Here is a 23,199-nt window from a genome sequence, read left to right on the forward strand (position 1 = left end):
TTTTATGACACTTCCTCTATCGGCTATTGATGTCCCGCCGGCCCCCGAAACCATCCACTGGATTGTGCAGCCAGACCAACTGGACACGTGGCTGGATAGCGCCCCGGGGCTGCCTTTAGTGCTAGATACCGAATTTGAGCGGGTAAATACCTTTTATCCCATTCCCGGGTTGGTTCAGCTTGGGCTTGGTGATCGTTTTTGCCTTGTAGATCCTGACGTGGCGGAACGGTCTGCGCGCTTCCGTGAGGTTATCGCAGATCCCGCTGTGACCAAGCTGCTGTATGCCATGAGTGAAGATCTCGAGCTTTTTCGGGATTGGCTCGACATACGCCCAAAAGGTGTTGTCGACCTGCAGATTGGCGCCGCTATGGCGGGTGCTGGCTTTTCTTTGGGCTATGCACGGTTTGTTGAAACACTCTTTGGCGAGGCGCTGGATAAATCTGTTACCCGTTCTGATTGGATTTCCCGCCCTTTGAGCGAGGCTCAGCAGCGTTACGCGGTTGATGACATACGTTTTCTTGCGCCCATGTACGAGTGGGTTACTGCGCATCTGCGAGAGCGCGGGCTTGAAGCAGCGCTGGTGGAAGAATCCACCCGGTTTGCGGATGAGCTTGCGCGGCAGGACGATCCGAACGCTCATTATCTTCGCCTGCGGGGCGGTTGGGCCTTGACCGCTCAGCAACAGCTTGTGCTCAAGAAGCTGGTGGTTTGGCGTGAATTAGAAGGAAGGGAGCGCGATCGCCCTCGCGGCAGGGTGCTGGCTGACCCTCTTATTATTGCCATCGCAGACCGATTGCCTAAATCTATCGCTGAGCTTTCTGATATTCAAGGTGTTCCAGGGGGAGTGGTTCGTCGGTATGGGCAGGTCTTGCTTGAGCTGGTTGAAGCTGGCCGCAGCGGCGACCCTTCCGAGATTAAACCCATTGCGCCACCCTTAACCCGAGATCAGCAAATTGGCTTCAAGGACTTAAAGCGATTTTTCAAGAAAGCTGCGGAAGCTGCCGATATACCGGTCGAATTGGTTGCGCCAAGGAAACGGCTTGAAAAGGTTATGCAGGACAAAACCCTGGCTGACAGTCCGTTTTTCCATGGCTGGCGCGCTGAGATTTTGGCGCCGGAAATGAACGATATTGAGGGTTATCTGAAATCATGAAAAACCGGGAGTTTGTGTCTGTATTCCGAAGCAGTAAGAAAAGCGATACCTATATGTTCGTTCGTCGCGGGCAGAAGTGGGATGAGTTACCTGAAAGCCTTAAAGCTATTTTTGGCACCCCGGTGCACTCAATGGATCTGATTATGACTCCAGACCGCAAGCTCGCCAGAACCACCGGTGAGCAGGTGCTGAACGGCATTGCTGAAAAAGATTTCTTTTTGCAGATGCCGGAAGAACAAGACGGGTACGTTGTTGATTTCCGAACAAAGCCGGGGCTGAGAGATTCGTGAGTGCCCAAATCCCGTTTTGGCAGCGCAAGCGCCTGAGCGAGATGACCCCACAGGAATGGGAATCCCTGTGCGACGGTTGCGGCAAATGTTGCCTGAATAAGCTTGAAGATGAAGACACCGGCGAGGTTTATCACACGGACCTGGTGTGCCGTTATATGGATGACGCCACCTGCCAGTGCACGGTGTATCCGGACCGCCTTCAAAAAGTACCTGGTTGCACAGTGCTGACACCGGGTACGGTGAACGATTACCATTGGTTGCCTCATACCTGTGCCTACCGCACTCTCGCGGAGGGTAGGCCGCTTGCTGATTGGCATCCGTTACGCAGTGGGAATCCCGAATCGGTTCACGAGGTAGGTGTATCTATACGCCACAAGGTGATCCACGAGAATCGGGTGGCAGAAGAAGACTGGGAAGAACATATCATTCACTGGGTTCTGTAATGATCGATATTGACGCACAAATTGCATACGGCATCTTCTGGGCTGCCTACGCCATCGCTTTCGTCGTGTTCTATTACATGATGAAAAAGCTGTTTCGCTTTTTACCGTTATACGGCTTACGCACTTTTTTGCTTGCCGCATTGGTGGCTGTTTTGCTGACGCCTGTAGAGTCCGCCGAGCTTGCAGGCTGGTGGATTCCCGCTTGGCTTTTCGGAGGTTACGAAACCATTCTGGGTGATGTCGACGCCGCTGGCCGGGCATGGCTCAATTTGGGTATCGCGGGCATTGTCATGCTGCTTGTTTGGATTCTGGATATGGTGCGTTACCGACTAACCAAACGCTGAGGCTCCTCCACACCCACTAATAAAAAGCTGAGGCTCCCCCACACATTTTTCTGAGAGCGACAATGCCGAAACTTCTCACACTGGTTTTTTTCACTGTTTTATGGCTGCCCGTAACGCTTTGGGCCCAAGAGCCCACCACGCTGACACTGCCTGAACGCGCAGATGTCCGGATTATTGTGGATATTTCTGGCTCCATGAAGCAATCCGATCCGAACAATCTGCGGCAACCTGCTGTACGGCTGCTGGCCCGGGTAATCCCCGAAGGCAACACCGCTGGCGTGTGGACGTTCGGGCAATACGTGAACATGCTTGTGCCCCATGGCGAGGTTAATGACTCTTGGCGGGAAACGGCGATTGATCGCTCCAAACAGATAAACTCTGTGGCGCTGCGCACCAATCTTGGCAGAGCCATTGAAGTGGCCAGCGACGGTTATGTGACCGGCGGCTCGCTAGAGAATACGCACTTTATTCTGCTGACAGACGGCAACGTGGATATCTCAGACAGTGCGGATGTGAACAAGGCTGAAGAAGAAAGAATTCTGGGTAAGGTTTTGAGTGATTTAGTTGCCAGAGGTGCCACATTTCACCCGGTCGCGCTCTCAGGTCTGGCGGATGCCCGTTTTCTGAAGACCCTCGCCGAGGAGTCACAGGGCAGTTTTAGGATTGCGGACACGGCGGAATCCCTCAATCTGGCTTTTCTGGATGCCCTGAATACGGCAGCGCCCCAAGAGCAGATTCCCATTGAAGGCAATGCGTTTACCGTTGATGGCGGCGTTAAGGAATTCACGGCATTAATCTTCCGAGGCGAAGCTAAAACCGGTGAAACCGGTGAAATGGATGAAGATGCCAGCCTTGAGCTGGTTCGCCCTGATGGCAAAACGCTTGTGCAATCCGCACAGCCCGACAATGTTCGCTGGGCCAGCGAAGCAGCCTATGACCTGGTGACCATTACCGAGCCACAGTCGGGTGAGTGGCGCGTGAAGGGTGAACTGGGTGAGGGCAGCCGCGTTACAGTTGTCAGTGATCTGAGAATGGTGGTAGGCCCTGTACCTGCGACGTTTACGGCCAAATCACCGATTGAAGTTCGCGTTGCGTTTTTTGAAAAATCAGAAAAGGTGACCAATCCAGAATTTCTCGATGTAATAAGTTTGGAACTTAGCCTTACCTCTGAAGACGGTCGCGGGGGCAGCAAAGCGCTCTCAAAGGATCAGTCACCGGAAGATGGTGAGTACACTGACACCATCAGCAAACTGCCGACCGAAGGCCTGTATCGGATAGATATTGTTGCGGATGGCAAGACTTTCGCCCGTAAGTTCAGTGCAACAACTGAATTCATCGTGCCGGTGGGCATGATCGATTCACCCATCGATACGCCTATCGATATCAGCCTGACTGAGAAGGCAGAACAAGCGCCGGCGGCAGAACCCGAGCCGCAACCGACGCCTGTTGAGCCGGCGCCTGTGGCGGAAAAAGAGCCTTCAGCTAAAGAGAAACCCTCAGCTGATAAAATGCCGTCTGCAGAAGAAGATACGGAAAGTGAATCATCACTGCCCATACCACTGTGGATGATTGGCGCTGGCGCAGGTGCGTTCGTGGTCCTCGCACTGATCATTTTCCTGTTGATGCGCAAGCGCCGTAACGCCCAAGATGTGGCCGATAAGCCAGACGAAGAAATCGAAAATCTAGATGATCTGCAACAGGAAATGGCAGACATTGAAGCAGAACCCGAAGCCGAAACTGACACCGAAACACCGGTAGTGATGGCGGAAGAGCCAGAACCCGAGCTAGAGCTAGAGCCTGAAGAAGAACCAGCGGAAGAAGATATACCCGTTGCCAGCACCGTGGTGGAGCCGGAAGAAACCATTCCCGAGCTTGTTGAGCCGGCGGAAGACGACGAGGAAGAAGAGTCCGGTCTGGATGACTTCGATCTATCCGAATTTGACGATTCATCGGACAGCGCTCAGCCGGATAACTCTGATCCGGACGATGAACAGAAAAAGTAACCCATAGGAATGACACAGATGAAGTTTACCGGTACCGATAAATACGTAGCCACCGATGACCTGCAAATGGCTGTAAACGCAGCCATTGCGCTGCAACGTCCACTGTTGATCAAAGGCGAACCCGGCACCGGCAAAACCTTGCTGGCCGAGGAAATTGCAAGCTCATTGGGCATGCGGCTTATTCCTTGGCACATCAAATCTACGACCAAGGCTCAACAAGGCCTGTACGAATACGATGCAGTCTCCCGTTTGCGGGATTCTCAGTTAGGTGATGCGAAAGTTAGCGACATCAGCAACTACATTGTGAAGGGCAAGCTTTGGGAAGCTTTTGAAGCCGACGATCAGGTGGTGTTGCTGATTGATGAAATCGACAAGGCCGACATTGAGTTCCCCAACGATCTGTTGCTTGAGTTGGATCGGATGGAATTCTATGTGTACGAAACCAAGCAGTTCGTAAAAGCCGCTAAGCGGCCAATTGTCGTTATTACCAGTAACAACGAAAAAGAACTGCCAGACGCCTTCCTGCGTCGCTGCTTTTTCCACTACATCAACTTCCCAGATCGCACCACCATGCAGGAGATCGTGGATGTTCACTTCCCCGGTATTCAGCAGCGGGTGGTGAAGGATGCACTTGAGGTGTTCTTCGATGTGCGCAAGGTGCCGGGCTTGAAGAAAAAGCCTTCCACCTCAGAATTGATCGACTGGCTAAAGTTGCTCATGGCGGACGAGTTATCCGCAAAAATGCTGCAGGAAAAAGACAGCAGTTCAGCCTTGCCGCCTTTATATGGCGCTCTGGTGAAAAACGAGCAGGACGTTCACCTGCTGCAGAAGCTGGCGTTTATGGCCCGCCGTCGCGGCTGAAATTCGGCAAGAGTGCGGTTTTATGTTGATTGATTTCTTTCTCGAAGTGCGGCGGGCCAAGGTGCCTGCCAGCCTACGTGAATTCCTCGATCTGCTGGAAGCGATGCAACAGCAGCTTGTTTTTGCAGATATGGAAGAGTTCTATTACCTGGCGCGGTTGTGCCTGGTAAAGGACGAGCGCCACTTCGACAAGTTCGATCGGGCGTTCAAGGTCTATTTTGACGGCATTGAACACTTAGATGAGTTGCTGCAAGCGTTGATTCCAGATGAGTGGCTTCGAGCTGAGTTTGAGAAGAACCTGAGTGAGGAAGAAAAGGCCAAGATTGAGTCCCTTGGCGGGCTGGAAGAGCTGATCGAAACCTTCAAGAAGCGCATGGAGGAGCAAAAAGAGCGCCACGCAGGCGGTAACAAGTGGATTGGAACCGGCGGTACGTCGCCCTTTGGCGCCGATGGGTACAACCCTGAAGGCTACCGTATCGGTCAGGAAAAAGGACGTCACGGGCGGGCCATTAAAGTCTGGGAAAAGCGCGAGTTTAAAGATCTTGATGACAGCGTCACCTTGGGTATTCGTAACATCAAGGTAGCACTTCGGCGGCTGCGTAAATTTGCTCGACAGGGTGCAGCGGACAAGCTGGATTTGGACGACACTATTCGTTCCACAGCCCGTAACGCGGGTTACCTGGATTTGAAGATGGTGCCCGAGCGGCACAACGCGGCCAAGGTGCTGATCTTTTTCGATGTGGGTGGTTCTATGGACCCCCATGTGCGGGTGTGCGAAGAGCTGTTTTCAGCCGCGCGCACGGAATTTAAGCACATGGAGTATTTTTACTTTCACAACTTTGTTTATGAAAGTGTGTGGACGAAAAATATCCGGCGCATGAATGAGACCACTAGCACTTGGGATATCCTCCACAAGTACTCGTCTGACTACAAAGTAATCTTTGTGGGCGATGCCACTATGGCACCTTATGAGGTCTCTCATCCCGGTGGTTCCATCGAACACTGGAACGAAGAGGCGGGTGCTACCTGGTTTCAGCGAATCCACGAGCATTTCCGCAAGGTTGTCTGGATCAATCCGTTACCCGACGGTTACTGGGGAACCGGTGGCTCGCTGGGTATGACTAAGCAACTTGTGAACAACCACATGTACCCGCTCACGGTGGAAGGCTTGGAATCGGCGATGAAGTATTTGAGCAAATAAAAAAGCCGATGCGGTTGAGACATCGGCAAAGCTCTGCATATCAAGCGGGGGTGTGGTTATTGCGTCCCCGCTTTTCCTTGTCTGTTTCTCCTTACTAAGCCTGGATCTTGGGTTTCCGATTTGGTGATCTGGATACCGTTCTTCGCTGTTACCAAGTGTTACTCTTTCTGCCAGTTTGTTACAGAGTCCTATCGAGTTTAGCGACGGCAGGAGCAGGAGGGTTATGTTTGGCCTACAAATAACAAAAAGGTGCCGAAACAGACCGTGCAACGGCTTGGGTATCGGCCTAATTGTAGCGGCTGTTCTGATGGCTCTGGGCTGCGGCCCGGCTATCGCGTCCTCTCTCGATGAGGAAATCGCCGATCTGAAATCCGAGATCTTCGCCCATGCAGGCGAGATCTTTGAGCTTGAACAAAAAGTACTTCACCCAGTTGATACGCGCCTGGCGGTTTTCCTGACACTCACCAATCGAGACGGTCTCGATTTGGATACAGTGGAGCTGTACGTGAACGGGCAACCTGTTGCTTCCCACCTGTATACCGCTCGGGAGACAGGCTCTTTGCAACAGGGCGGCATTCAGCAGCTCTTCACCGGTAATCTAGCAAACGGTGAACACCAACTGAAAGCCGTGATAACGGCGCGGGCGGCTAATGATCGTTTTGTGCGCCGGGAATCCACGCATCGTTTTCAAAAGCGCCCCGGCGCCCTTCGTTTACAGATGGCTCTGGAAGCCAAGGCGCCTGATTACGAACCCCGCGTTTCTTTTGTTGAGTGGAAGTAGCCAGTCATGAGGGTATTCCTGGTCAGTGTGTTTTGCCTATGCGGCCTGACGGTGGCTTCAGCGTATGCCGATCAGCCAGCGCCATCGGTTTTGAAGGCGGGCCTTGAGCAATTTTCCCGTGCAAGCTCCGCCTGGAATGCGAGCACGGTTTCTTCCGTATCCCGACAACAGCTACTTTATGAGAAAGCTGAGCTTGCCCGCGTTGGCGGATCTGCCGAGCAAGCGGGCAAGATACTTGCGAGTATGGACGAGGGGTACTGGTCTGCCGTGGGCTATATCAATCTTTCTGGGGACTATGCTCGCAATGATCTGAATCCGTCACGGGCACTGGTTGCTCTGCGAGTGGCGCTGGCCATGGCCGACAAGGATTCCGACACTGAGCGCAAAACAGCACTGCGCAGCCGGATTCTGTTGCGTGCAGGCTACTTGGCCTATACAAGCTCCGACTATGACAAGGCCATAGGTTTTTTAGAAAAAATACCACTGGATAGCCACAAAACGCCCCAGGCGCTCTACTTCCATGGCTTGGCATTGGCGGAGCAGGGCCATCACCGGGCAGCCATGCAGAGCTGGCATCGGGCGAAAAAGTATCCCCTTGCTTACTCAGGCGTTGCAGATGCTTGGATAGGTATGGGGCGTGGCTACGATCTTTCTGGTTATCTGGGGCAGGCGGGCGAGGCTTATCTTGCCGCGAATGCGGCCTACGAAGGTGAGCGGGTCACTCTGCGCAAACTGGCGAGCCAGATTGAAGAGCAGGGGGCGTACAAAGCGCTTGTATTGGATGCGCGAGGTGCTGGTTCGGGCGACGCCGGCTCTGGGAAATCCGGCTCCAGTAGCCCGAAAGTAGAGTGGTTTCTCGCGGATAGCCGTACGCTCACTCAGCCTCGAATGGCCTATTTTCTTAGCTTTATGGAGCGATCCGAGGCTCAACAGGCCGTAAACCGTGTGCTGGATCTGGCGCAAATTATGGTCGAACTCGAACGCAATGCTCAAGATCTTGATGTTTTCAGCACCGCTATTGCAGGCCAGCTTAAGTCGCCAAGTCGTTCCAACGAGGCGCCAAGAGCAGAAGCCCTGAAAGACAACAATGCGCGGCTGGAAGAGCGCCTGAGTACTTTGCTTGCGCGAGCGGAGGGCGGCGAGTTAACTCCGGATCAGCGCTTGCAACTCAATATGTTGAAAACAACCCTTTCCGACTCTGGCAAACAACTCGATAAACTTCACGGTAGGTCTGCTAACAGCTCGGCCAATCTTAAGTCGCTGCTTACTGAAGCTCGAAAACTACGCAAACAGTCACTCGCGTATTTAGAGACTGTTTCGGCTCTCCGTGTTCGGGCTGAAGCCTTGCTTGATCGCCTGGCACTCGAGTTTGTGGCCGCTCAGGACAAGAACATGGTGTTTGCTCTGGATAAAACCGAGCAACAAATCGCGCACCTTTATGAGTACCTGGCCCTGCAGGAATTGGATTCCGGGGAGCAAGAAAAATGAGACGTTTGCGTGTGGCTTTACTGCCCCTTTTCTTCTTCTGCAGTTTGGCGTTCGGGCAGGAATCTTTCCGTGTAGAGCTGGGGAAGGATGGTGAAACCATTGCCGATATGCGCCCGGTATTTCTGAAATTTGAAACCCGGCCACTTCCCGCCATTTCGCCAGCGGAAGTGGCGAGACGCTATCAGCGGTTGTTCAACACCACTGATGAGCCTGCAGTGCGTGTAGATGCACTGAACCGCCTAACTAATATCCGCGAGCGTTCCGGTGAAGACATAGGGTTTACCCCGGCGGAAGAAGCAGAGGTGTATCAACAGGCGATTGAGAGCTATGAGTCTATTCTTGAGCGCGGTGCGTTTGGCGGCCGCCTGGATGAGCTTTTGTATCAAATGGCTAAAGCCAATGCTTTGACGGGCCAGAACTCTGCCTCTGTGAAGTGCCTGCAACAGCTCGTTGGCCTGTATCCAGATTCGGCTCTGGTGCCGGAAGCTAGATTCCGGATTGCAGAATCGGCTTTCGCCGCCGGCAACTATGTTGAGGCGGAGGCAGGGTACCGGGAGCTTGTTGATGGGAGTGGCGATGCCGGTGGCTTGAAAAGCAAGGCGCGCTACATGCTCGGATGGGCACTTTTCAAACAGGGTTCCCATGCCTGGGAGCGCGCTGGGCGCAGATTTGTTGAGGTATTGGATGAGTCTTTGCCAAGCACTGAAAGCCTTGATCAAGTTTCCGAATCCAACGTAGACAGCATTGATGACACTCTTCGAGTTCTGGCATTGATGGCCAGCCGCCGGAACGGTGCAGAAACCCTGATGAGTTGGTTGCAGCCTGAAGCGCTACGTCCCTGGACGCCCCTGGTGTTTGATCGGCTTGCGGATTTATACGCGGTGCAAGGTGATGCTGAGGCCAGCGTGGAGACCAATCGGGCGTTTGTGAACTATTTCCCTGAGCATCCTCAACGGGCGGGCTTTATGGCGCAGGTTGTGGATGTCTGGAACCGTGCCGGCAAGCCCGCACAAGCCAGAGAGGCTATGGCCGACTACATCGCTCTGTTTAACGATCAGCGTGATTATGCTGGCTTAGAGCCCGATTATCGTGACAAATGGCGTAAGTTTAGCCGCTTTCTTGCGGATTATCATTACGCGAAAGGCAGCTCTGGCGAAGGCGAAGTTGTCGCTAACTACGGGGCTGCTGCTAAGTATTACGAGGGATTGGCGCAGCGTAGCGACGGCGCCGGTGAGTTTTTTCGCCTTGCGGGTGACGCGCGGCTGCAGGCAGGGGAGTACCCCTCTGCGCTTAAAGATTTTCACATGGCGGCTTATGACGTGCCTGGCTACGAACAGAGCGCCGATGCCGGCTGGGCCGCCATTGTTCTGGTGCGGGCAGGTGTAATCGGAGAAAGGGTTTCCCCTGGGTTTGGCCCCAGCCTTGCAGATCTGGCTGCTGAAACAGATAGGTTTATCGAACGCTATGGCTCCGACGGCCGAGCCCCGGGGTTGTTGGCAGATTTGGCAACGCGCTGGCTCGACATTGGGGATAACGATCGAGCGTTGCACTACGCCACGCAAGCGCTTGGTCACCCACAAGCCGTACCCGAAACACGTTATGCGGCGTGGGTAGTAATGGCTCAAGTTCGGCAATACACACGAGCCTATGGGCTTGCCGAACGAGCCTGGCGAGAGGCCTTGGCGCTTGCCTCCGGTGAATCCGCAACCGGTGCAATGAAGGCGCAGGCTGCGGGTCTGCGTGAGCAGCTTGCCACGGCCATCTATCGCCAAGGGGAGCAAGCGGCCGGGGCCGGTAAGACGGCGATGGCGGTCGCACACTTTCAGCGCATCGAGACAGTGCTTCCTGGGTCGGAAACCGCCGTTAAAGGTCGTTTTGACGCAGCAAACACCCTACTTAAGGCCGCCGAATGGCAGCCGGCGATCAACGAACTTAACCGCTTCCGCGCAGATTACCCAGGGCACGCGCTTACCTTGGGAATCAGTGAGAAACTGGTTCTGGCCTATACCACATCGCGCCAGCCTTTGCGGGCAGCGGGCGAGTTGATGGATATGGCGGATAACGGCAGGGGTGAGTCAAACGCGGGCCAAGATGAGGCGCTGGGCTACCGCCTTAGGGCCGCTGAGCTGTTCCATGCCGCTGAGGCGGAGGGCCAGCGCAATGCAATCTATGAGAACTATCTTGCAATCAGCCCAAGTGCTATGAACGCGAATGAGCATGTTCAGCTGCAGACCATGCGCCATAGGTTGATAGAGGCGGGCAACCAGTCCGCACAATGGCAGGCTGAGTTGGTGTCGGCGGAGCTGGAAAGCCGTTGGCATTCGGAGCAGACCTTACAGTGGGCGGCCCGGGGAGCGCTGACAATGGGTGCTGAAGTGGCCGCAGAGTTCGCGAGTGTTAAGTTGAGCCTTCCCCTTGAGGCGTCGCTGGATCAAAAACAGCGCGCCATGGAAAAAGCACAGGCGCACTTCCGCAATGCTGCATCTCTTGGTGGCGCTACCGTTTTGCCTGAATCTTTGTTCCGTCGTGCGGAGCTTCATCGGATCATGGCTAAAGACCTTATGGCTTCTGCTGCGCCAAGGGGGCTGAACGAGATGGAGCAGATGCAATACCGCATGCTGCTTGAGGAAGAGGCATATCCGTTCGAAGAGCGTGCCATTGCGTTGCATTCGGAAAACCATCAGCACATTAACGCCGGTGGTTTTAATGACTGGATAGAAAAAAGCCTGGGAGTTCTGGCGGAACTGCACCCGGGCCGGTATGACCGGTCGCTGCAGTGGATGAGCGGGACAGTGGAGGGCCATGATGGTGTATAAACTAAAATGCTATCTAAAACACTATCTAAAAAACTATCTAAAATCCTATGTCTGTTGCAGTTTGCTGGTAGCTACTTTTTTGCTTTCTAGTTTGCTGTCTGGTTGCGCAGGGCAGTCGATGCAGCCGTCGCAGCCCGCATCTCAATCCGCAGTTCCGCCCACATCTAAGCCAAAGCCGCCGCCTAACCCGCAGCAAGCACTTATACATGCACGGGAGGGCGCAGCAGCTTACGAGCAGGGTGACGTTTCAGCGGCGATTGATGCCTGGCAGTTGGCTGTTGAGCTCAACCCAGATGATGCCGTCACTCACAACAATTTGGCGCTTCTGCTAAAGCAGAAGCATCGCTTCAGTGAGGCAGCTGCGCTACTGGAAACTGGCCTTGAAAGTTCGCCAGAAGTGGCCGAACTGCACTACAACCTTGCGGTTATTTCTGAGCTTTACCTGCTGGATTTGAACAGGGCGCTTACACATTACCAGCGCTATCAGACACTATCGGCCAGTGAAGATAAAAAGGTAACCGGATGGATTGCGGATCTGGAAAGGAGGCTGAATTAAATGATGAGAATGGCTTCCTGTCTCCATAACCTGGCTCACGCCTCAGCTAGGCCTCTAGTTAAGGTTCTCTATCTATTCGTGCTGCTCATACCTGCTGTTTGCAATGCTTCAGGTGCTGAGGGTCAGGTGCGTGGTGATGATGCCCTGCAGAGCAAACCGTTTGGCCTGAGCATTGAAGGCATTTCTGCCAGTGTGGGTGAAGATGAGCCGCGAGTGCTGACTATTTTGCCCTGGCGTGCACCCACGTTGCCGCGTCGGCCAAGAGCAGAGCTGGAAAACTCCGCTCCAGAACTTGTTCAGCCTCTTGACCCCTTGGCGCTTGAGCGCCATCGCGAGTTCCGTCGTAGTTTGGGTGTCACACATCCTGGTGGGCGGCAATGACCGGTATGAATGCTATGCCTGCTAATGCCGAGTTCGGCCTCTCAAACCCATTGGGGCGAGTGTCTTTGTCCTCGCTATCGTGGAGTCGGGAGGAGGGCGAGCGCCTGCGCTTGGCGGTTATTACTGTTGTAGCCCTTCTACTGTTTGTTCCGCTGGCTGTGTTGATTTCCACGCTCGATGTGCCGGCACCTGAGCGGGAAAAGGCTGAAAGCCTGCCACCACAACTCGCAAAGCTGCTTGTGAAGCCTGAAGTCGTTGAAAAGCCGAAAGCTATTGAAAGGCCAGAAGCCATTGAAAAACCAGCGCCCAAACCCGAAGAGGTCGCTGCGCCGCCTGAGCCGAAACCTTCCCCGCAGGTGGCGAAGCCAGAACCAAAACCCGTTCCTGTTCAGCCGGCGCCAAAACAGACCAGCCAGAGTGTTGAGCAAGCCCGGGAAACTGCGTCCCGTTCTGGGCTACTGACGATGAAAGATCGCCTGGCCTCAATGCGTCAGCCGGCCGCTAGGGCCGTACCGGTTATCCAAGCGAATACCGGTGACGCGTCTGGCTCTGCAGGCGGTGTCAAAACCCAAGCCGTTGGGGATGTGCAGCAGGGCAGTGGTGGGGTTAAAAATGTGCAGTCGACCGCCCGGGCGGATGTAGACGTTGCCGGGCACCAGGTAAGAAAGGTAGCAGCTCCATCACAAGCGCAACCTGCAGTGGCTAGTGCGCCTGCGCCCAAGCAGAAGCCTTCGGTGGGTGAGCGTGCCATGAGCAATATCCGGCAGGTGTTTGATTCGGGCAAAACGGCGCTTTATTCGCTGTATCAGCGCGAGCTAAGAAAGGATCCAACCCTGGAAGGTAAGGTGTTGCTGGAGTTGGTTATTGAGCCAGATGGCTCTGTATCAGCGTGCAAGGTGGTCAGTTCTGAGCTTGAGAGCCCGGCACTGGAGCAGAAAATCGCCATGCGGGTTCGCCTTTTCAATTTTGGCGCCGATAGCGTTGAAGCCCGAAAGGTAAGGTTCCCTATAGATTTCCTTCCGGGCTAAGCTGGCGTGTGCGGTTATCAGTCGTCGCTTTCAATGGTGATGTGTGGAAGCGCTGGCTTATAAAGGCAAACCTTTTCGGTGGGGGCTATAACCTTGGCTTCACCTGTAACAACTTTCTGGTCGTTTTGATTGGTTACGATGCACTGGAATACCACCCGGTTTTTCGGATCTTTGCGCGATACGGTAAGGCTTACGGTTAACGTATCATCCAGTTTTACCGGGCGTTTAAAAGAAAGGCTCTGCTCCAGATATATGGTGCCTGGGCCGGGCATAACCGTAGCCAGCGCGGCCGAAATCAACGATCCGCTCCACATGCCGTGGGCAATGCGTTCCCCAAATATGGAGTTGGCGGCAAATTCGGGGTCTAAATGCACCGGGTTAACGTCTCCCGAAACAGCAGCAAATAGCACCAGTTCGCGTTCTGAGAGAGTACGCGTAAACGTTGCAGTATCACCCTCGTGAAGCTCATCATAGGTGAGGTTTTCAAGAGTATCAAGGGTGTCGCTCATTAGGTGCTCCCTTCGCAAGGCCTTTGGGTACAGGCGTTTCTGGTTATGTCGTGAAACTACCTCATCGTTAACAAAACTGCTATTCTCTCCCAACTTTTTTGACCCTGATACTTATGTCGCGTTGATTTTTACACCGCTCGGCACTCGTAAATTTTTATAAAGAGAAGCGCTAGACAGGAGATGGTGATGGATTTTGAGGCGTTCTATCAAGACAAATACCCCGCCGGTGTTCCCCGCGAAGTTGATCTGACTAAATACAGCAGTATGGTGGACGTGTTTGAACAGGCGGTTAAAAAGTACCCAGACCGCCCCGCGTTTAGTGCTGTCGGCGCAACTCTCACTTATCGCGATCTGGACACTCAAACCCGTAACTTTGCGGCTTGGCTACAAAACAAGACCGATCTTAAGCCCGGCGATCGTATTGCCGTGCAAATGCCTAACTTGACCCAGTATCCTGTCGTGGTATTTGGCGCCATGCGTGCCGGCCTGATTGTGGTTAACACCAACCCGCTGTACACCACTCGCGAGATGGAACATCAGTTCAACGATTCCGGTGCTAAAGCCCTGGTTGTGCTGGCGAACATGGCGGTAAACGCCGAGAAAGTTCTGCCCCACACCAGCATTGAGCATGTAATCGTCACTGAAATTGCCGACATGCATTCGCCCATCAAGCGCACGCTGATGAATGCAGTGGTAAAGCACGTTAAAAAGATGGTGCCGCCGTTTAGCATCCCGCAGGCTCACAAGTTGCCGGCGGTACTCAGCGCTGGCGCTCGGGAAAAGTTCACACCGGTTGAGTGTAAGCCGGACGACATCGCCGTGCTTCAGTACACAGGTGGAACAACCGGCATTGCCAAGGGAGCGATGCTCACCCACGGCAACCTGGTAGCCAACCTGCTGCAAGTTCGCCCAATGATGGAAGACTCCGTCGTTGAAGGGCAGGAAGTGGTCATTGCGCCTCTGCCGCTTTATCACATTTACTCCTTCACGCTGAACTGCGGCATTATGCTGGAAGCCGGCGGCCACAACGTTCTTATTCCCAATCCGCGGGACATCCCGGGCTTTGTGAAAGAGCTGAAAAATTTCAAGTTCACCGCATTTCTGGGCTTAAACACCTTGTTCGTTGCTCTGTGCAATAACGAAGAGTTTCAGGATCTTGACTTCAGCCATCTTAAGCTGACGTCCTCTGGTGGTATGGCTCTCACCAGCGATACCGCAAAAATGTGGGAGCGCGTAACCGGCTGTGCAGTATCAGAAGGTTATGGCATGACCGAAACCTCACCAGTGGTTACCTTTAACCCCCACAGTGCGATTCAGCTGGGGACTATTGGTTTGCCGGTGCCGTCTACCCAGGTTAAAACCCTTGATGACGACGGCAATGAAACACCTCTGGGTGTACCGGGCGAACTTTGTGTGAAAGGCCCGCAGGTTATGCGTGGCTATTGGCAGCGCCCGGAAGACACGCAAAAGTCGTTCACTGAAGATGGCTATATCCAGACCGGCGACGTTGCCGTGATTCAGGAAGACGGCTATATACGCATTGTCGATCGCAAGAAGGACATGATCATCGTTTCCGGGTTTAACGTTTACCCCAACGAGATTGAGGATGTTGTATCCAGCCATCCGAAGGTGGTTGAGTGCGCAGCCGTAGGTATTCCCGATGCCAAAAGCGGTGAGGCCGTTAAAGTGTATCTTGTCGCTTCGCCCGAAGGTGTCACCGAAAATGAACTCAAGGAGTTTTGTCGTGAGCGCCTGACCGCCTACAAAGTGCCTCGCTACTTTGAATTCCGCGATGAGCTGCCAAAAACCAACGTAGGTAAAGTTCTGCGCCGCGAGCTGCGCGACGAACCGGAGAACAAGTAATTACGGTGACCTTGCAACCCGATGACAATTCGTCAGTAAAGGCCGCCATAAAGGCGATGAGGGAGCAGCTACCTACCTGTAATCAGCAGGAAGCTGCGCGCATCGTTAAACTGATGGCAAGAACCAAGGGCGCGCCCAGCCAGAAAGATCTGGAGAAAATGGCAACCTGGCTTGAGCGTGGCTTAGAAAAGGTGCGCCAACGCCAGGCCCTGCATAAGCCAGCGAGCTTTCCCGCAGGGTTGCCGGTTACTGATCGTGTAGATGACATCCGTGAGGCGATCGAAAACCATCAGGTTGTCATTATTGCCGGTGAGACCGGCTCGGGTAAAACCACCCAAATCCCCAAAATTTGCATGAACATCGGCCGCGGCATTCGCGGGCTTATCGGTCACACCCAGCCAAGACGTATCGCTGCCCGCAGTGTGGCTGCCCGTATCGCCGATGAACTGGGCGAGCAGGTGGGCCAGCGGATTGGTTATCAAGTGCGGTTTACCGATAACACCTCGGAACAGTCCCGGGTCAAGGTAATGACCGATGGGATTTTGCTCGCGGAAGTTCAACGCGACCGCTTTCTTGATCGTTACGACACGCTGATTATTGATGAAGCCCACGAACGCAGCCTGAATATCGATTTTCTGCTGGGTTACCTGAAACAGCTGCTCCCCAAGCGCCCTGATCTCAAAGTTATCATCACGTCTGCCACCATTGAGGTGGATCGGTTTAGTGATTTTTTCGGCAACGCACCTGTGCTGGAAGTCAGTGGCCGCACCTTCCCGGTAGACGTTCGCTATCGCCCATTGGCTGGCGATGAGGATGATCGCGACCAGGGTTGGAACGATGGCGTTCTGGCCGCGGTCGATGAGATTGAACAGCATGAGCGCAGCGAAAAGTTGCCGCCGGGTGATGTGCTGATATTCCTGCCGGGTGAGCGCGAAATTCGCAACCTGAGCAAGATGCTGCGCGATGCCGAACTCCGGCACACCGAAGTGCTTCCTTTGTATTCCAGGCTGAGCAATCAGGAACAAAACCGGGTGTTCCAGAGCCACGGTGGCCGCAGAATTGTGCTTTCTACCAACGTAGCGGAAACCTCATTAACCGTGCCAGGCATTCGCTATGTTATCGATGCCGGTGTTGCGCGAATCAGTCGCTACAGTGTTCGCTCCAAAATTCAGCGCTTGCCCATTGAACCTGTATCCCAAGCCAGTGCTAATCAGCGGGCAGGTCGCTGCGGCCGGGTTGCGCCGGGTATCTGTTTTCGCCTGTACGACGAAGCCGATTTTCTCAACCGCTCGGAATACACAGACCCAGAAATACTGCGCACCAATCTGGCCTCGGTGATCTTGCTGATGGCCACCTCTGGCCTTGGCGAGATACGCCACTTCCCGTTTCTGGAGGCACCAGACAATCGCCTAATTAACGATGGCTACAAGCTGCTGGAAGAACTCAGTGCAGTAGATGACCAGCGCCGGGTTACAAAGCTTGGGCATACAATGGCCAAGTTGCCGCTGGACCCACGCCTTGCTCGTATGCTGGTAACAGCTGCCGACCAGAGCAGCCTGGCAGAAACGCTGGTGATCATTGCGGGGCTGAGTGTTCAAGACCCCAGAGAGCGCCCACAGGACAAGCAGCAGGCTGCGGATCAGGCCCATGCGCCGTTCAATGATAAAGAGTCAGACTTTATTACGCTGCTTAACATCTGGAACTTTCACGAAGAACAGCGCCAAGAACTGACCCAGAATCAGCTTAAACGTGTGTGTCAGAAAAGCTTTCTGAGTTGGATGCGCATGCGTGAGTGGCGCGACATTCACCGCCAGCTCACGTTAATTTGCCGTGAACAGAAGTTGTCGTTCAATACAGAACCGGCGACCTACGATGCCATGCATAAGGCTATCTTGGCCGGGCTTCTGGGGCAGGTGGCCGTAAAGGTCGAGAACAAGGAATATTTGGCCACCCGTAATCGTAAGGTGATGATCTTCCCAGGCTCGAAAGTGTCTAAAGCTGGGCCAAAATGGATTGTTGCCACGGAGATTGTCGAAACCAGCCGGGTGTTTGCTCGTATGGTGGCCGCCATTCAGCCCGAATGGATAGAGCCCTTGGCCGGGCATGTGGTGAAGCATCACTATTTTGAGCCCCACTGGGAGCAGAAGCGTGGCCAGGTGATGGGGTATGAGAAAATCACCCTTTACGGCCTTGATGTGGTGCCTAAGCGGGCCATCGCGTACAGCACAATAGACCCGGTTGAGTGCCGTAATCTGTTTATACGTCATGCTCTGGTGGATGGTGATTATCGCTCAAAAGCGCCTTTTATCAGCCTTAATCGCGAGATGCTCGCAAGCGTAGAGGATCTCGAGAAGAAAACCCGGCGCCGGGATCTTCTGGTGGACGATGAAGTGCTCGTGGGCTTTTACGATGAACGCGTGCCCGCTGAGATTGTCAGTGGCCGCCATTTTGAAAGCTGGTGGAAGAGCCTTTCGGCAGAAGAGCTCCGTAACCTTGAGCTCACAGAGGAAGATGTTCTTCAGCGGCCGGTTGATGCCCAAGCGGCGGACCTGTACCCAGATTTTCTGGAGTGGGAGGGGGTTCGTTATCCTCTCAGCTATGAATTTGAGCCCACCAGTGAGCGCGACGGCGTTACGCTGCAGGTTCCGCTGATGGCGCTTAGGCAGATTCCGTCGCGGCGTCTGGAATGGCTTGTGCCTGGCCTGCTCAGAGAAAAATGTATTGCGCTGATCAAAGGCCTTCCAAAATCCTTGCGGCGTAATTTTGTGCCGGTACCAGACTTTGTGGATGCGGCGGTTGCAAACCTTCAGCCCTCAAACGAGCCCCTGGCACTTCAGTTAGGGGAGCAGTTGCGCCGCATGACTGGCGTGCGAATTGATCCTGAAACCTGGCCCAGTGATGAGCTGCCCCGGCACCTGAGAATGAACCTAAGAGTTCTCGGTGATGGCGGCAAGGTGATTGGCGAAAGCCGGCAGACCGGTGAGCTTCAGACCCAGCTTGAAGGGCGAGCCGAGGCGGCCCTTGCATCCGCAACCAGCGAGAGCCGTAGTGACGAGCCTGCGAGCGAATACACCGAGTGGGAATTCGGCAAAGTACCAAGGCAGGTGCAGACCGAAAAGGGTGGCATGCAGATCACGGTGTACCCGGCCCTTGAAGATATGGGTAAGCGGGTTAAGCAGATTCGTTGTCTGGATCGCCTTACCGCGGAAGACACAACCCGCAAAGGGATTGCACGGCTCATTCTGAACCGGTTTGGCAATACCTTGGAGGACCTGGAGCGAAAGCTTCCACGCTTCAAACATTCAGCCTTGATGTTTGCGCCTATAGGTCACGCAAAGGTGCTGTTAGATGATCTGCTTTTGGCCACTGCGATGGAGCACTTTTTACACGGCCAAATGCCCGACACCCGCGAAGCGTTTGATGCACTGTTCGATCGCCATCGGGGGGATTTTATTCCCGCGCTTGAGCAAGCGGACGAGCGCCTTTACCAAGCCATGATCGGGTATCAGAAAATAGCGAAGAAGCTTAAAGGAAAGATCAATCTTGCCCTCGCTAACAGCATGGCAGACTTGAAGTTTCAGATGCAAAACCTTGTTTACCCCGGTTTTCTGGTAGAAACACCTTCGCAATGGCTGGCAGAGTTTGGTCGCTACTTTGAGGCCGCGCTGGCTAGGATGGAGAAGATGGCTAGGGAAATGGGCCGCGAACGTGAGTTTCTGCACGCTATGGAACCTCTCTGGGCTCGCTACGCCAGCAAGCGGGAAGAGCAACAAAGGCAGGGCGTTCGCGATCCTGAACTTGTGCTTTACCGATGGATGCTGGAAGAGTTTCGGGTATCGTTTTTTGCCCAGCAACTGGGTACAGCCATGACCGTATCCGCAAAGCGTCTCCATAAACAGTGGGAGCTCACCCGGGTATAAAGGCCTCAGCCTTTGAATCCGGTTTGCAGTCTGGCCCGTAATACGGGCTTCTGCGGGGCGGGCAAAAGTCCTGGACTGTGTTAGTATTTCTGGAAGAATGATATTCCTGTCCTTCTGTTACCTTATTCATGACGTGGGGTTAGCGTGATTAAAGCCGTCATTAGCGGAACCGGCCTGTACACACCGCCGGCAACCATTGATAACGATGAACTGGTCGAAGCTTTTAACCAGTTTGTTGAGATGTACAACACGGAGCATGCGGACGCTATTGCCCGTGGCGAAACGAACGCTTTGCAGCCGTCGTCTTCAGCGTTTATAGAGAAGGCCTCAGGCATCAAGAGCCGTCACGTGATTGATAAGTCGGGCATTGTTGACCCGAAGCGTATGGCCCCGTACATCCCCGAGCGCGGTAACGATGAGCCTTCGGTTCAGTGTGATATGGCCGTTGTGGCGTGTAATGAAGCGCTGGAGCAGGCGGGCAAGAAAGCCAGCGATGTGGACGCGGTAATTGTGGCGTGTTCTAACATGCAGCGTGCTTATCCGGCGGTTTCGATTGAAGTTCAGGCGGCGTTGGGTATTGAGGGCTTCGCTTACGACATGAACGTGGCCTGCAGTTCTGCCACCTTTGGTTTGCAAGCAGCGGTTAACTCCGTGGAGAATGGCTCTGCCCGCGCAGTGTTGGTGGTTAGCCCAGAAATCTGTTCAGGGCATCTAAACTTCCGTGATCGTGACAGCCACTTTATTTTTGGTGATGCCTGCACTGCCATTTTGGTGGAGCGGGAGGAAGACACTCAGCCAGGGCAGGGGTTCGAAATTCTTGGTACCCGCCTGAAAACGGCCTTCTCGAATAACATTCGGAATAATTTCGGCTTCTTGAACCGGGCAGATGACGACGGTGTTGGCAAGCCGGACAAACTGTTTATCCAGCAGGGTCGTAAAGTATTCAAAGAAGTCTCGCCGCTGGTTGCGGAAACCGTCCTGGATCATCTCAAAAGCTTGTCTCTTGCGCCGGAAGATTTGCGCAGAATGTGGCTGCACCAAGCTAACCTAAACATGAACCAGCTTATCGCCCGCAGGGTGCTTGGCCGGGATGCGACCGAGGATGAAGCTCCGGTGATTCTTGATGAGTACGCCAACACAAGCTCCGCCGGCTCCATCATTGCGTTCCATAAACACAAAGACGACCTGAAAACCGGTGATGCGGGTGTTATCTGCTCATTCGGCGCGGGTTATTCCATTGGCAGTGTTGTAGTACGCCGTCGCTGATAACCAACAACCCGAGAGTTGAGCATGACTAAATTTTCACCCCGGGGCTGGTTGTCTGCCGTGCTACCTGTGGCTGTGTTGGCGATGGTTTTTTCAGCCAGCTCGGCCATGGCTCGGAATGTACAGGAGCGAGTTCCTGCGGGCACACCGTCGGTAAATCCTCAGGATCCCTACGAAAACTGGAACCGTAAGGTATACACCTTCAACGATACAGTGGATCGCTGGGCGCTTAAGCCGGTCGCCAAAACCTATCGTACGTTTGTGCCAGATTTCGCAGACCGCGCCATTACAAACTTTTTCAACAACCTGACGGAAATCCGAAACTTCACCAACAGCATTTTACAGCTGAAGGGCGAATCTGCGGTGGTCGCAGCGGGGCGGTTCACCTATAACACGGTGTTTGGTCTTGGTGGCCTGATTGATGTCGCAACCGCATTTGATCTGCCAGAGCGGCCAGAAGATTTCGGCCAGACACTAGGGCACTGGGGCGCCGGCTCCGGCCCCTACCTGATGTTGCCGTTTCTCGGGCCATCCAGTCCACGGCATTTCGGTGGGTTGGGTGTAGACGGGTTTGTGCTGCCATCACTGTGGGACGAGGTTGATAGCCCAGAGATTTACTACGCACGGGGCCTTCAAATTGTAGATAAGCGGGCAGACCTGATCCCGGCGGAGGGTTTCATTTCCGGCGACGCCTATATCTTTGTTCGCAACGCATTCATGCAGCGCAGGCAGTTTTTGATCAACGACGGTAAGGTGACCAGCGATCCGTTTGCTAGCGGCCGCAATGATGAAGACCTGATGCTGGACGACTTTTGATCCCGACGGCCGGTTAAGGGAGACACGCGGTGTTCAAAGATCCAAAGATTAGCAAGTTCCGCAAGATGCTGGCTGAGGCACCAAACTATGAGGTGTGGAAGGCTGCCGCACTGGAACTGGATTTTCTTGAAGGTAAGGCGAAGTGGAAAGAGGATTTCGCCTCCGAGCATTACCACTACGAGCTATTGTACGACCGCCTAAGCAGCATTAAACAATATCGCCAACAGAATGATTTTGAGCGCCTGAAGCGCGCATTGCGTGAGGGGCTTCATCATGACCTTGGCAACATGGGCAACCCTGCGCTGTATACGCATTCCAGGGTGGGTACCAAACACCTTATTGAGGAGTACATTGCTCAAGCTTGCGAAGCGTTGGATTTTCTCTGCGATCACCCGGTTCCGGGCTTTCCAGTTGCTGACAAACTTCAGTTTTTCCGTGATACCCTCACCAGCTATGGCCGGCCAACGCTGTTGTTAAGTGGCGGTGCCAGCCTTGGCATGTTTCACTTCGGGGTTATCAAAGCGCTCTGGGAAAAAGGCTTGCTGCCGCAGGTTGTCACTGGCTCGAGCATAGGTGCGATTATTGCCGGTATGCTGGGTGTGCACACAGACGCCGAAATACCTGAAATGCTGATCCCTGAAAACCACAATCTCAAAGCCTGGAAGTGGCGTGGCTTGCTAAGCGCCATGCGGGGCGAAGGGTTGATGGACCAGGAGCAGCTTCGCACCTGCCTTAGAACCAATATTGGTGAATACACCTTCGAAGAGGCTTACCAGCGTACTGGTCGCTCCATCAACATGAGCGTGTCGCCAGTTCAGGCGCATCAGAAAGCCCGCTTGTTGTCTGGCTATACCTCGCCCTACCTGATGGTATGGAGTGCGGCCCTTGCCAGTGCGGCGGTTCCCGGCATATTCCCGCCAGTCACTCTGATGAAAAAGGATATGTATGGGCAGACTCTGCCTTACATGCCCAGGCTAAAATTTGTGGATGGCTCGGTGGTCAGTGACTTGCCCATAGACAGGTTGATGCACCTTTACGATGTTAACTTCACCATCGTAAGCCAGACCAACCCCCATGTGGTGCCGTTTCTCAACGCCCGTGGCCGAGATGAGAAGCTCTCCCTAGCCAGCCTGCCTTTGCATTTGTTTAAATCTGAAGTTCAGTTTCACGGCCAAGGAGTGTTTGATTATCTGCGTAAGCGGGCCCGGCCAGAACTGCTACGGCAGATCTATGGCCAGATGCATACCATCATGGCCCAACGTTATTCTGGAGACGTCACTATCGCGCCTACCTACTCGTTCAAAGACTACCGGCGAATGCTGGCAGATCCGAAGCCGGAGTTTGTGCGTGAAATGATTCTTGCGGGTGAGCGTGCAACTTGGCCGAAAATCTCTATGATTCGCTCCCATGCACGCATTTCAAAAACCCTAGAGCGCTGCGTGCGACGCTTAAAACACCAGAACACCTCGAGCATTTGACT

At 54.0% G+C, this 23,199-nt stretch carries 19 protein-coding genes; 18 read left to right on the forward strand and 1 reads right to left on the reverse strand.

What is annotated here, in order from left to right; translation table 11 throughout:
• The first annotated feature begins 4 nt into the window (after positions 1 to 4).
• From CPH80_RS03625 to CPH80_RS03685, 13 genes are all read left to right on the forward strand, one after another.
• Complete coding sequence (locus CPH80_RS03625; protein WP_096275660.1) at positions 5 to 1,153, forward strand: ribonuclease D; 1,149 nt, start codon at positions 5 to 7, stop codon at positions 1,151 to 1,153.
• Positions 1,150 to 1,443 carry a YcgL domain-containing protein gene (locus CPH80_RS03630; protein ID WP_096275661.1) on the forward strand — a complete coding sequence of 98 codons (294 nt, stop codon included), beginning with the start codon at positions 1,150 to 1,152 and terminating at the stop codon, positions 1,441 to 1,443. The genes CPH80_RS03625 and CPH80_RS03630 overlap by 4 nt, the downstream gene beginning before the upstream one ends.
• Entirely contained in the window at positions 1,440 to 1,886 is a 447-nt protein-coding gene (locus CPH80_RS03635) for a YcgN family cysteine cluster protein (protein WP_096275662.1), read from the forward strand. Before CPH80_RS03630 ends, CPH80_RS03635 begins: the two co-directional genes overlap by 4 nt.
• Complete coding sequence (locus CPH80_RS03640) at positions 1,886 to 2,230, forward strand: hypothetical protein (protein ID WP_096275663.1); 345 nt, start codon at positions 1,886 to 1,888, stop codon at positions 2,228 to 2,230. Before CPH80_RS03635 ends, CPH80_RS03640 begins: the two co-directional genes overlap by 1 nt.
• A gap of 62 nt (positions 2,231 to 2,292) precedes the next feature.
• Positions 2,293 to 4,233, forward strand: coding sequence for a VWA domain-containing protein (locus CPH80_RS03645; protein WP_096275664.1), 1,941 nt, complete (start codon positions 2,293 to 2,295; stop codon positions 4,231 to 4,233).
• Between the two features lie 18 nt (positions 4,234 to 4,251).
• Positions 4,252 to 5,094 (forward strand): AAA family ATPase, encoded by an 843-nt coding sequence (locus tag CPH80_RS03650; RefSeq protein ID WP_096275665.1) that lies wholly within the window; start codon positions 4,252 to 4,254, stop codon positions 5,092 to 5,094.
• Positions 5,095 to 5,116: 22 nt separating this feature from the next.
• Entirely contained in the window at positions 5,117 to 6,295 is a 1,179-nt protein-coding gene (locus tag CPH80_RS03655; RefSeq protein ID WP_096275666.1) for a vWA domain-containing protein, read from the forward strand.
• 274 nt (positions 6,296 to 6,569) lie between these two features.
• Positions 6,570 to 7,076 (forward strand): hypothetical protein, encoded by a 507-nt coding sequence (locus tag CPH80_RS03660; protein WP_227520337.1) that lies wholly within the window; start codon positions 6,570 to 6,572, stop codon positions 7,074 to 7,076.
• Positions 7,077 to 7,082: 6 nt separating this feature from the next.
• Positions 7,083 to 8,564 (forward strand): tetratricopeptide repeat protein, encoded by a 1,482-nt coding sequence (locus tag CPH80_RS03665; protein WP_096275667.1) that lies wholly within the window; start codon positions 7,083 to 7,085, stop codon positions 8,562 to 8,564.
• On the forward strand, positions 8,561 to 11,380 hold the full coding sequence (locus tag CPH80_RS03670; RefSeq protein WP_096275668.1) for a tetratricopeptide repeat protein: 2,820 nt from the start codon (positions 8,561 to 8,563) through the stop codon (positions 11,378 to 11,380). The genes CPH80_RS03665 and CPH80_RS03670 overlap by 4 nt, the downstream gene beginning before the upstream one ends.
• A gap of 118 nt (positions 11,381 to 11,498) precedes the next feature.
• Positions 11,499 to 11,936, forward strand: coding sequence for a tetratricopeptide repeat protein (locus tag CPH80_RS03675; protein WP_096281368.1), 438 nt, complete (start codon positions 11,499 to 11,501; stop codon positions 11,934 to 11,936).
• Positions 11,937 to 12,317, forward strand: a complete 381-nt coding sequence (locus CPH80_RS21950; RefSeq protein WP_180326130.1) for a hypothetical protein — start codon at positions 11,937 to 11,939, stop codon at positions 12,315 to 12,317.
• Positions 12,314 to 13,345 carry an AgmX/PglI C-terminal domain-containing protein gene (locus CPH80_RS03685; protein WP_227520338.1) on the forward strand — a complete coding sequence of 344 codons (1,032 nt, stop codon included), beginning with the start codon at positions 12,314 to 12,316 and terminating at the stop codon, positions 13,343 to 13,345. The genes CPH80_RS21950 and CPH80_RS03685 overlap by 4 nt, the downstream gene beginning before the upstream one ends.
• A 17-nt stretch (positions 13,346 to 13,362) precedes the next feature.
• Here the strand turns inward: CPH80_RS03685 and CPH80_RS03690 are convergent, their stop codons facing one another.
• A complete protein-coding gene (locus CPH80_RS03690; RefSeq protein ID WP_096275669.1) occupies positions 13,363 to 13,854 on the reverse strand; it encodes a MaoC/PaaZ C-terminal domain-containing protein in 492 nt (163 codons plus the stop codon).
• Between the two features lie 186 nt (positions 13,855 to 14,040).
• On the opposite strand from CPH80_RS03690, the gene CPH80_RS03695 reads away from it, so the two are divergent.
• The 5 genes from CPH80_RS03695 to CPH80_RS03715 all read left to right on the forward strand — a co-directional run bounded on the left by CPH80_RS03695 (position 14,041) and on the right by CPH80_RS03715 (position 23,197).
• The gene (locus tag CPH80_RS03695) at positions 14,041 to 15,717 is read left to right on the forward strand and encodes an AMP-binding protein (protein WP_096275670.1); all 1,677 of its coding nucleotides are present in this window, start codon (positions 14,041 to 14,043) and stop codon (positions 15,715 to 15,717) included.
• A 56-nt stretch (positions 15,718 to 15,773) separates the two neighbouring features.
• On the forward strand, positions 15,774 to 19,637 hold the full coding sequence (gene hrpA / locus CPH80_RS03700; protein WP_096275671.1) for an ATP-dependent RNA helicase HrpA: 3,864 nt from the start codon (positions 15,774 to 15,776) through the stop codon (positions 19,635 to 19,637).
• A 144-nt stretch (positions 19,638 to 19,781) separates the two neighbouring features.
• The gene (locus CPH80_RS03705; RefSeq protein WP_096275672.1) at positions 19,782 to 20,903 is read left to right on the forward strand and encodes a beta-ketoacyl-ACP synthase III; all 1,122 of its coding nucleotides are present in this window, start codon (positions 19,782 to 19,784) and stop codon (positions 20,901 to 20,903) included.
• Between the two features lie 24 nt (positions 20,904 to 20,927).
• Positions 20,928 to 21,719, forward strand: a complete 792-nt coding sequence (locus tag CPH80_RS03710; protein ID WP_096275673.1) for a VacJ family lipoprotein — start codon at positions 20,928 to 20,930, stop codon at positions 21,717 to 21,719.
• Between the two features lie 29 nt (positions 21,720 to 21,748).
• Positions 21,749 to 23,197 (forward strand): DUF3336 domain-containing protein, encoded by a 1,449-nt coding sequence (locus CPH80_RS03715; protein ID WP_096275674.1) that lies wholly within the window; start codon positions 21,749 to 21,751, stop codon positions 23,195 to 23,197.
• Positions 23,198 to 23,199 lie beyond the last annotated feature (2 nt).

Origin of the sequence: Marinobacter sp. LV10R510-11A (assembly GCF_900215155.1) — a bacterium.
In the GTDB taxonomy this organism is placed as follows: domain Bacteria; phylum Pseudomonadota; class Gammaproteobacteria; order Pseudomonadales; family Oleiphilaceae; genus Marinobacter.

Bases quoted from the DNA above. Each gene is read 5' to 3' on its own strand.
- CPH80_RS03710 (WP_096275673.1), top strand. From the start codon at position 20,928: ATGACTAAATTTTCACCCCGGGGCTGGTTGTCTGCCGTGCTACCTGTG.
- CPH80_RS03670 (WP_096275668.1), top strand. From the start codon at position 8,561: ATGAGACGTTTGCGTGTGGCTTTACTGCCCCTTTTCTTCTTCTGCAGT.
- CPH80_RS03640 (WP_096275663.1), top strand. From the start codon at position 1,886: ATGATCGATATTGACGCACAAATTGCATACGGCATCTTCTGGGCTGCC.
- CPH80_RS03685 (WP_227520338.1), top strand. From the start codon at position 12,314: ATGACCGGTATGAATGCTATGCCTGCTAATGCCGAGTTCGGCCTCTCA.
- CPH80_RS03695 (WP_096275670.1), top strand. From the start codon at position 14,041: ATGGATTTTGAGGCGTTCTATCAAGACAAATACCCCGCCGGTGTTCCC.
- CPH80_RS03650 (WP_096275665.1), top strand. From the start codon at position 4,252: ATGAAGTTTACCGGTACCGATAAATACGTAGCCACCGATGACCTGCAA.
- CPH80_RS03655 (WP_096275666.1), top strand. From the start codon at position 5,117: ATGTTGATTGATTTCTTTCTCGAAGTGCGGCGGGCCAAGGTGCCTGCC.
- hrpA (WP_096275671.1), top strand. From the start codon at position 15,774: ATGAGGGAGCAGCTACCTACCTGTAATCAGCAGGAAGCTGCGCGCATC.
- CPH80_RS03645 (WP_096275664.1), top strand. From the start codon at position 2,293: ATGCCGAAACTTCTCACACTGGTTTTTTTCACTGTTTTATGGCTGCCC.
- CPH80_RS03625 (WP_096275660.1), top strand. From the start codon at position 5: ATGACACTTCCTCTATCGGCTATTGATGTCCCGCCGGCCCCCGAAACC.
- CPH80_RS03690 (WP_096275669.1), bottom strand. From the start codon at position 13,854: ATGAGCGACACCCTTGATACTCTTGAAAACCTCACCTATGATGAGCTT.
- CPH80_RS03675 (WP_096281368.1), top strand. From the start codon at position 11,499: ATGCAGCCGTCGCAGCCCGCATCTCAATCCGCAGTTCCGCCCACATCT.
- CPH80_RS03665 (WP_096275667.1), top strand. From the start codon at position 7,083: ATGAGGGTATTCCTGGTCAGTGTGTTTTGCCTATGCGGCCTGACGGTG.
- CPH80_RS03630 (WP_096275661.1), top strand. From the start codon at position 1,150: ATGAAAAACCGGGAGTTTGTGTCTGTATTCCGAAGCAGTAAGAAAAGC.
- CPH80_RS21950 (WP_180326130.1), top strand. From the start codon at position 11,937: ATGATGAGAATGGCTTCCTGTCTCCATAACCTGGCTCACGCCTCAGCT.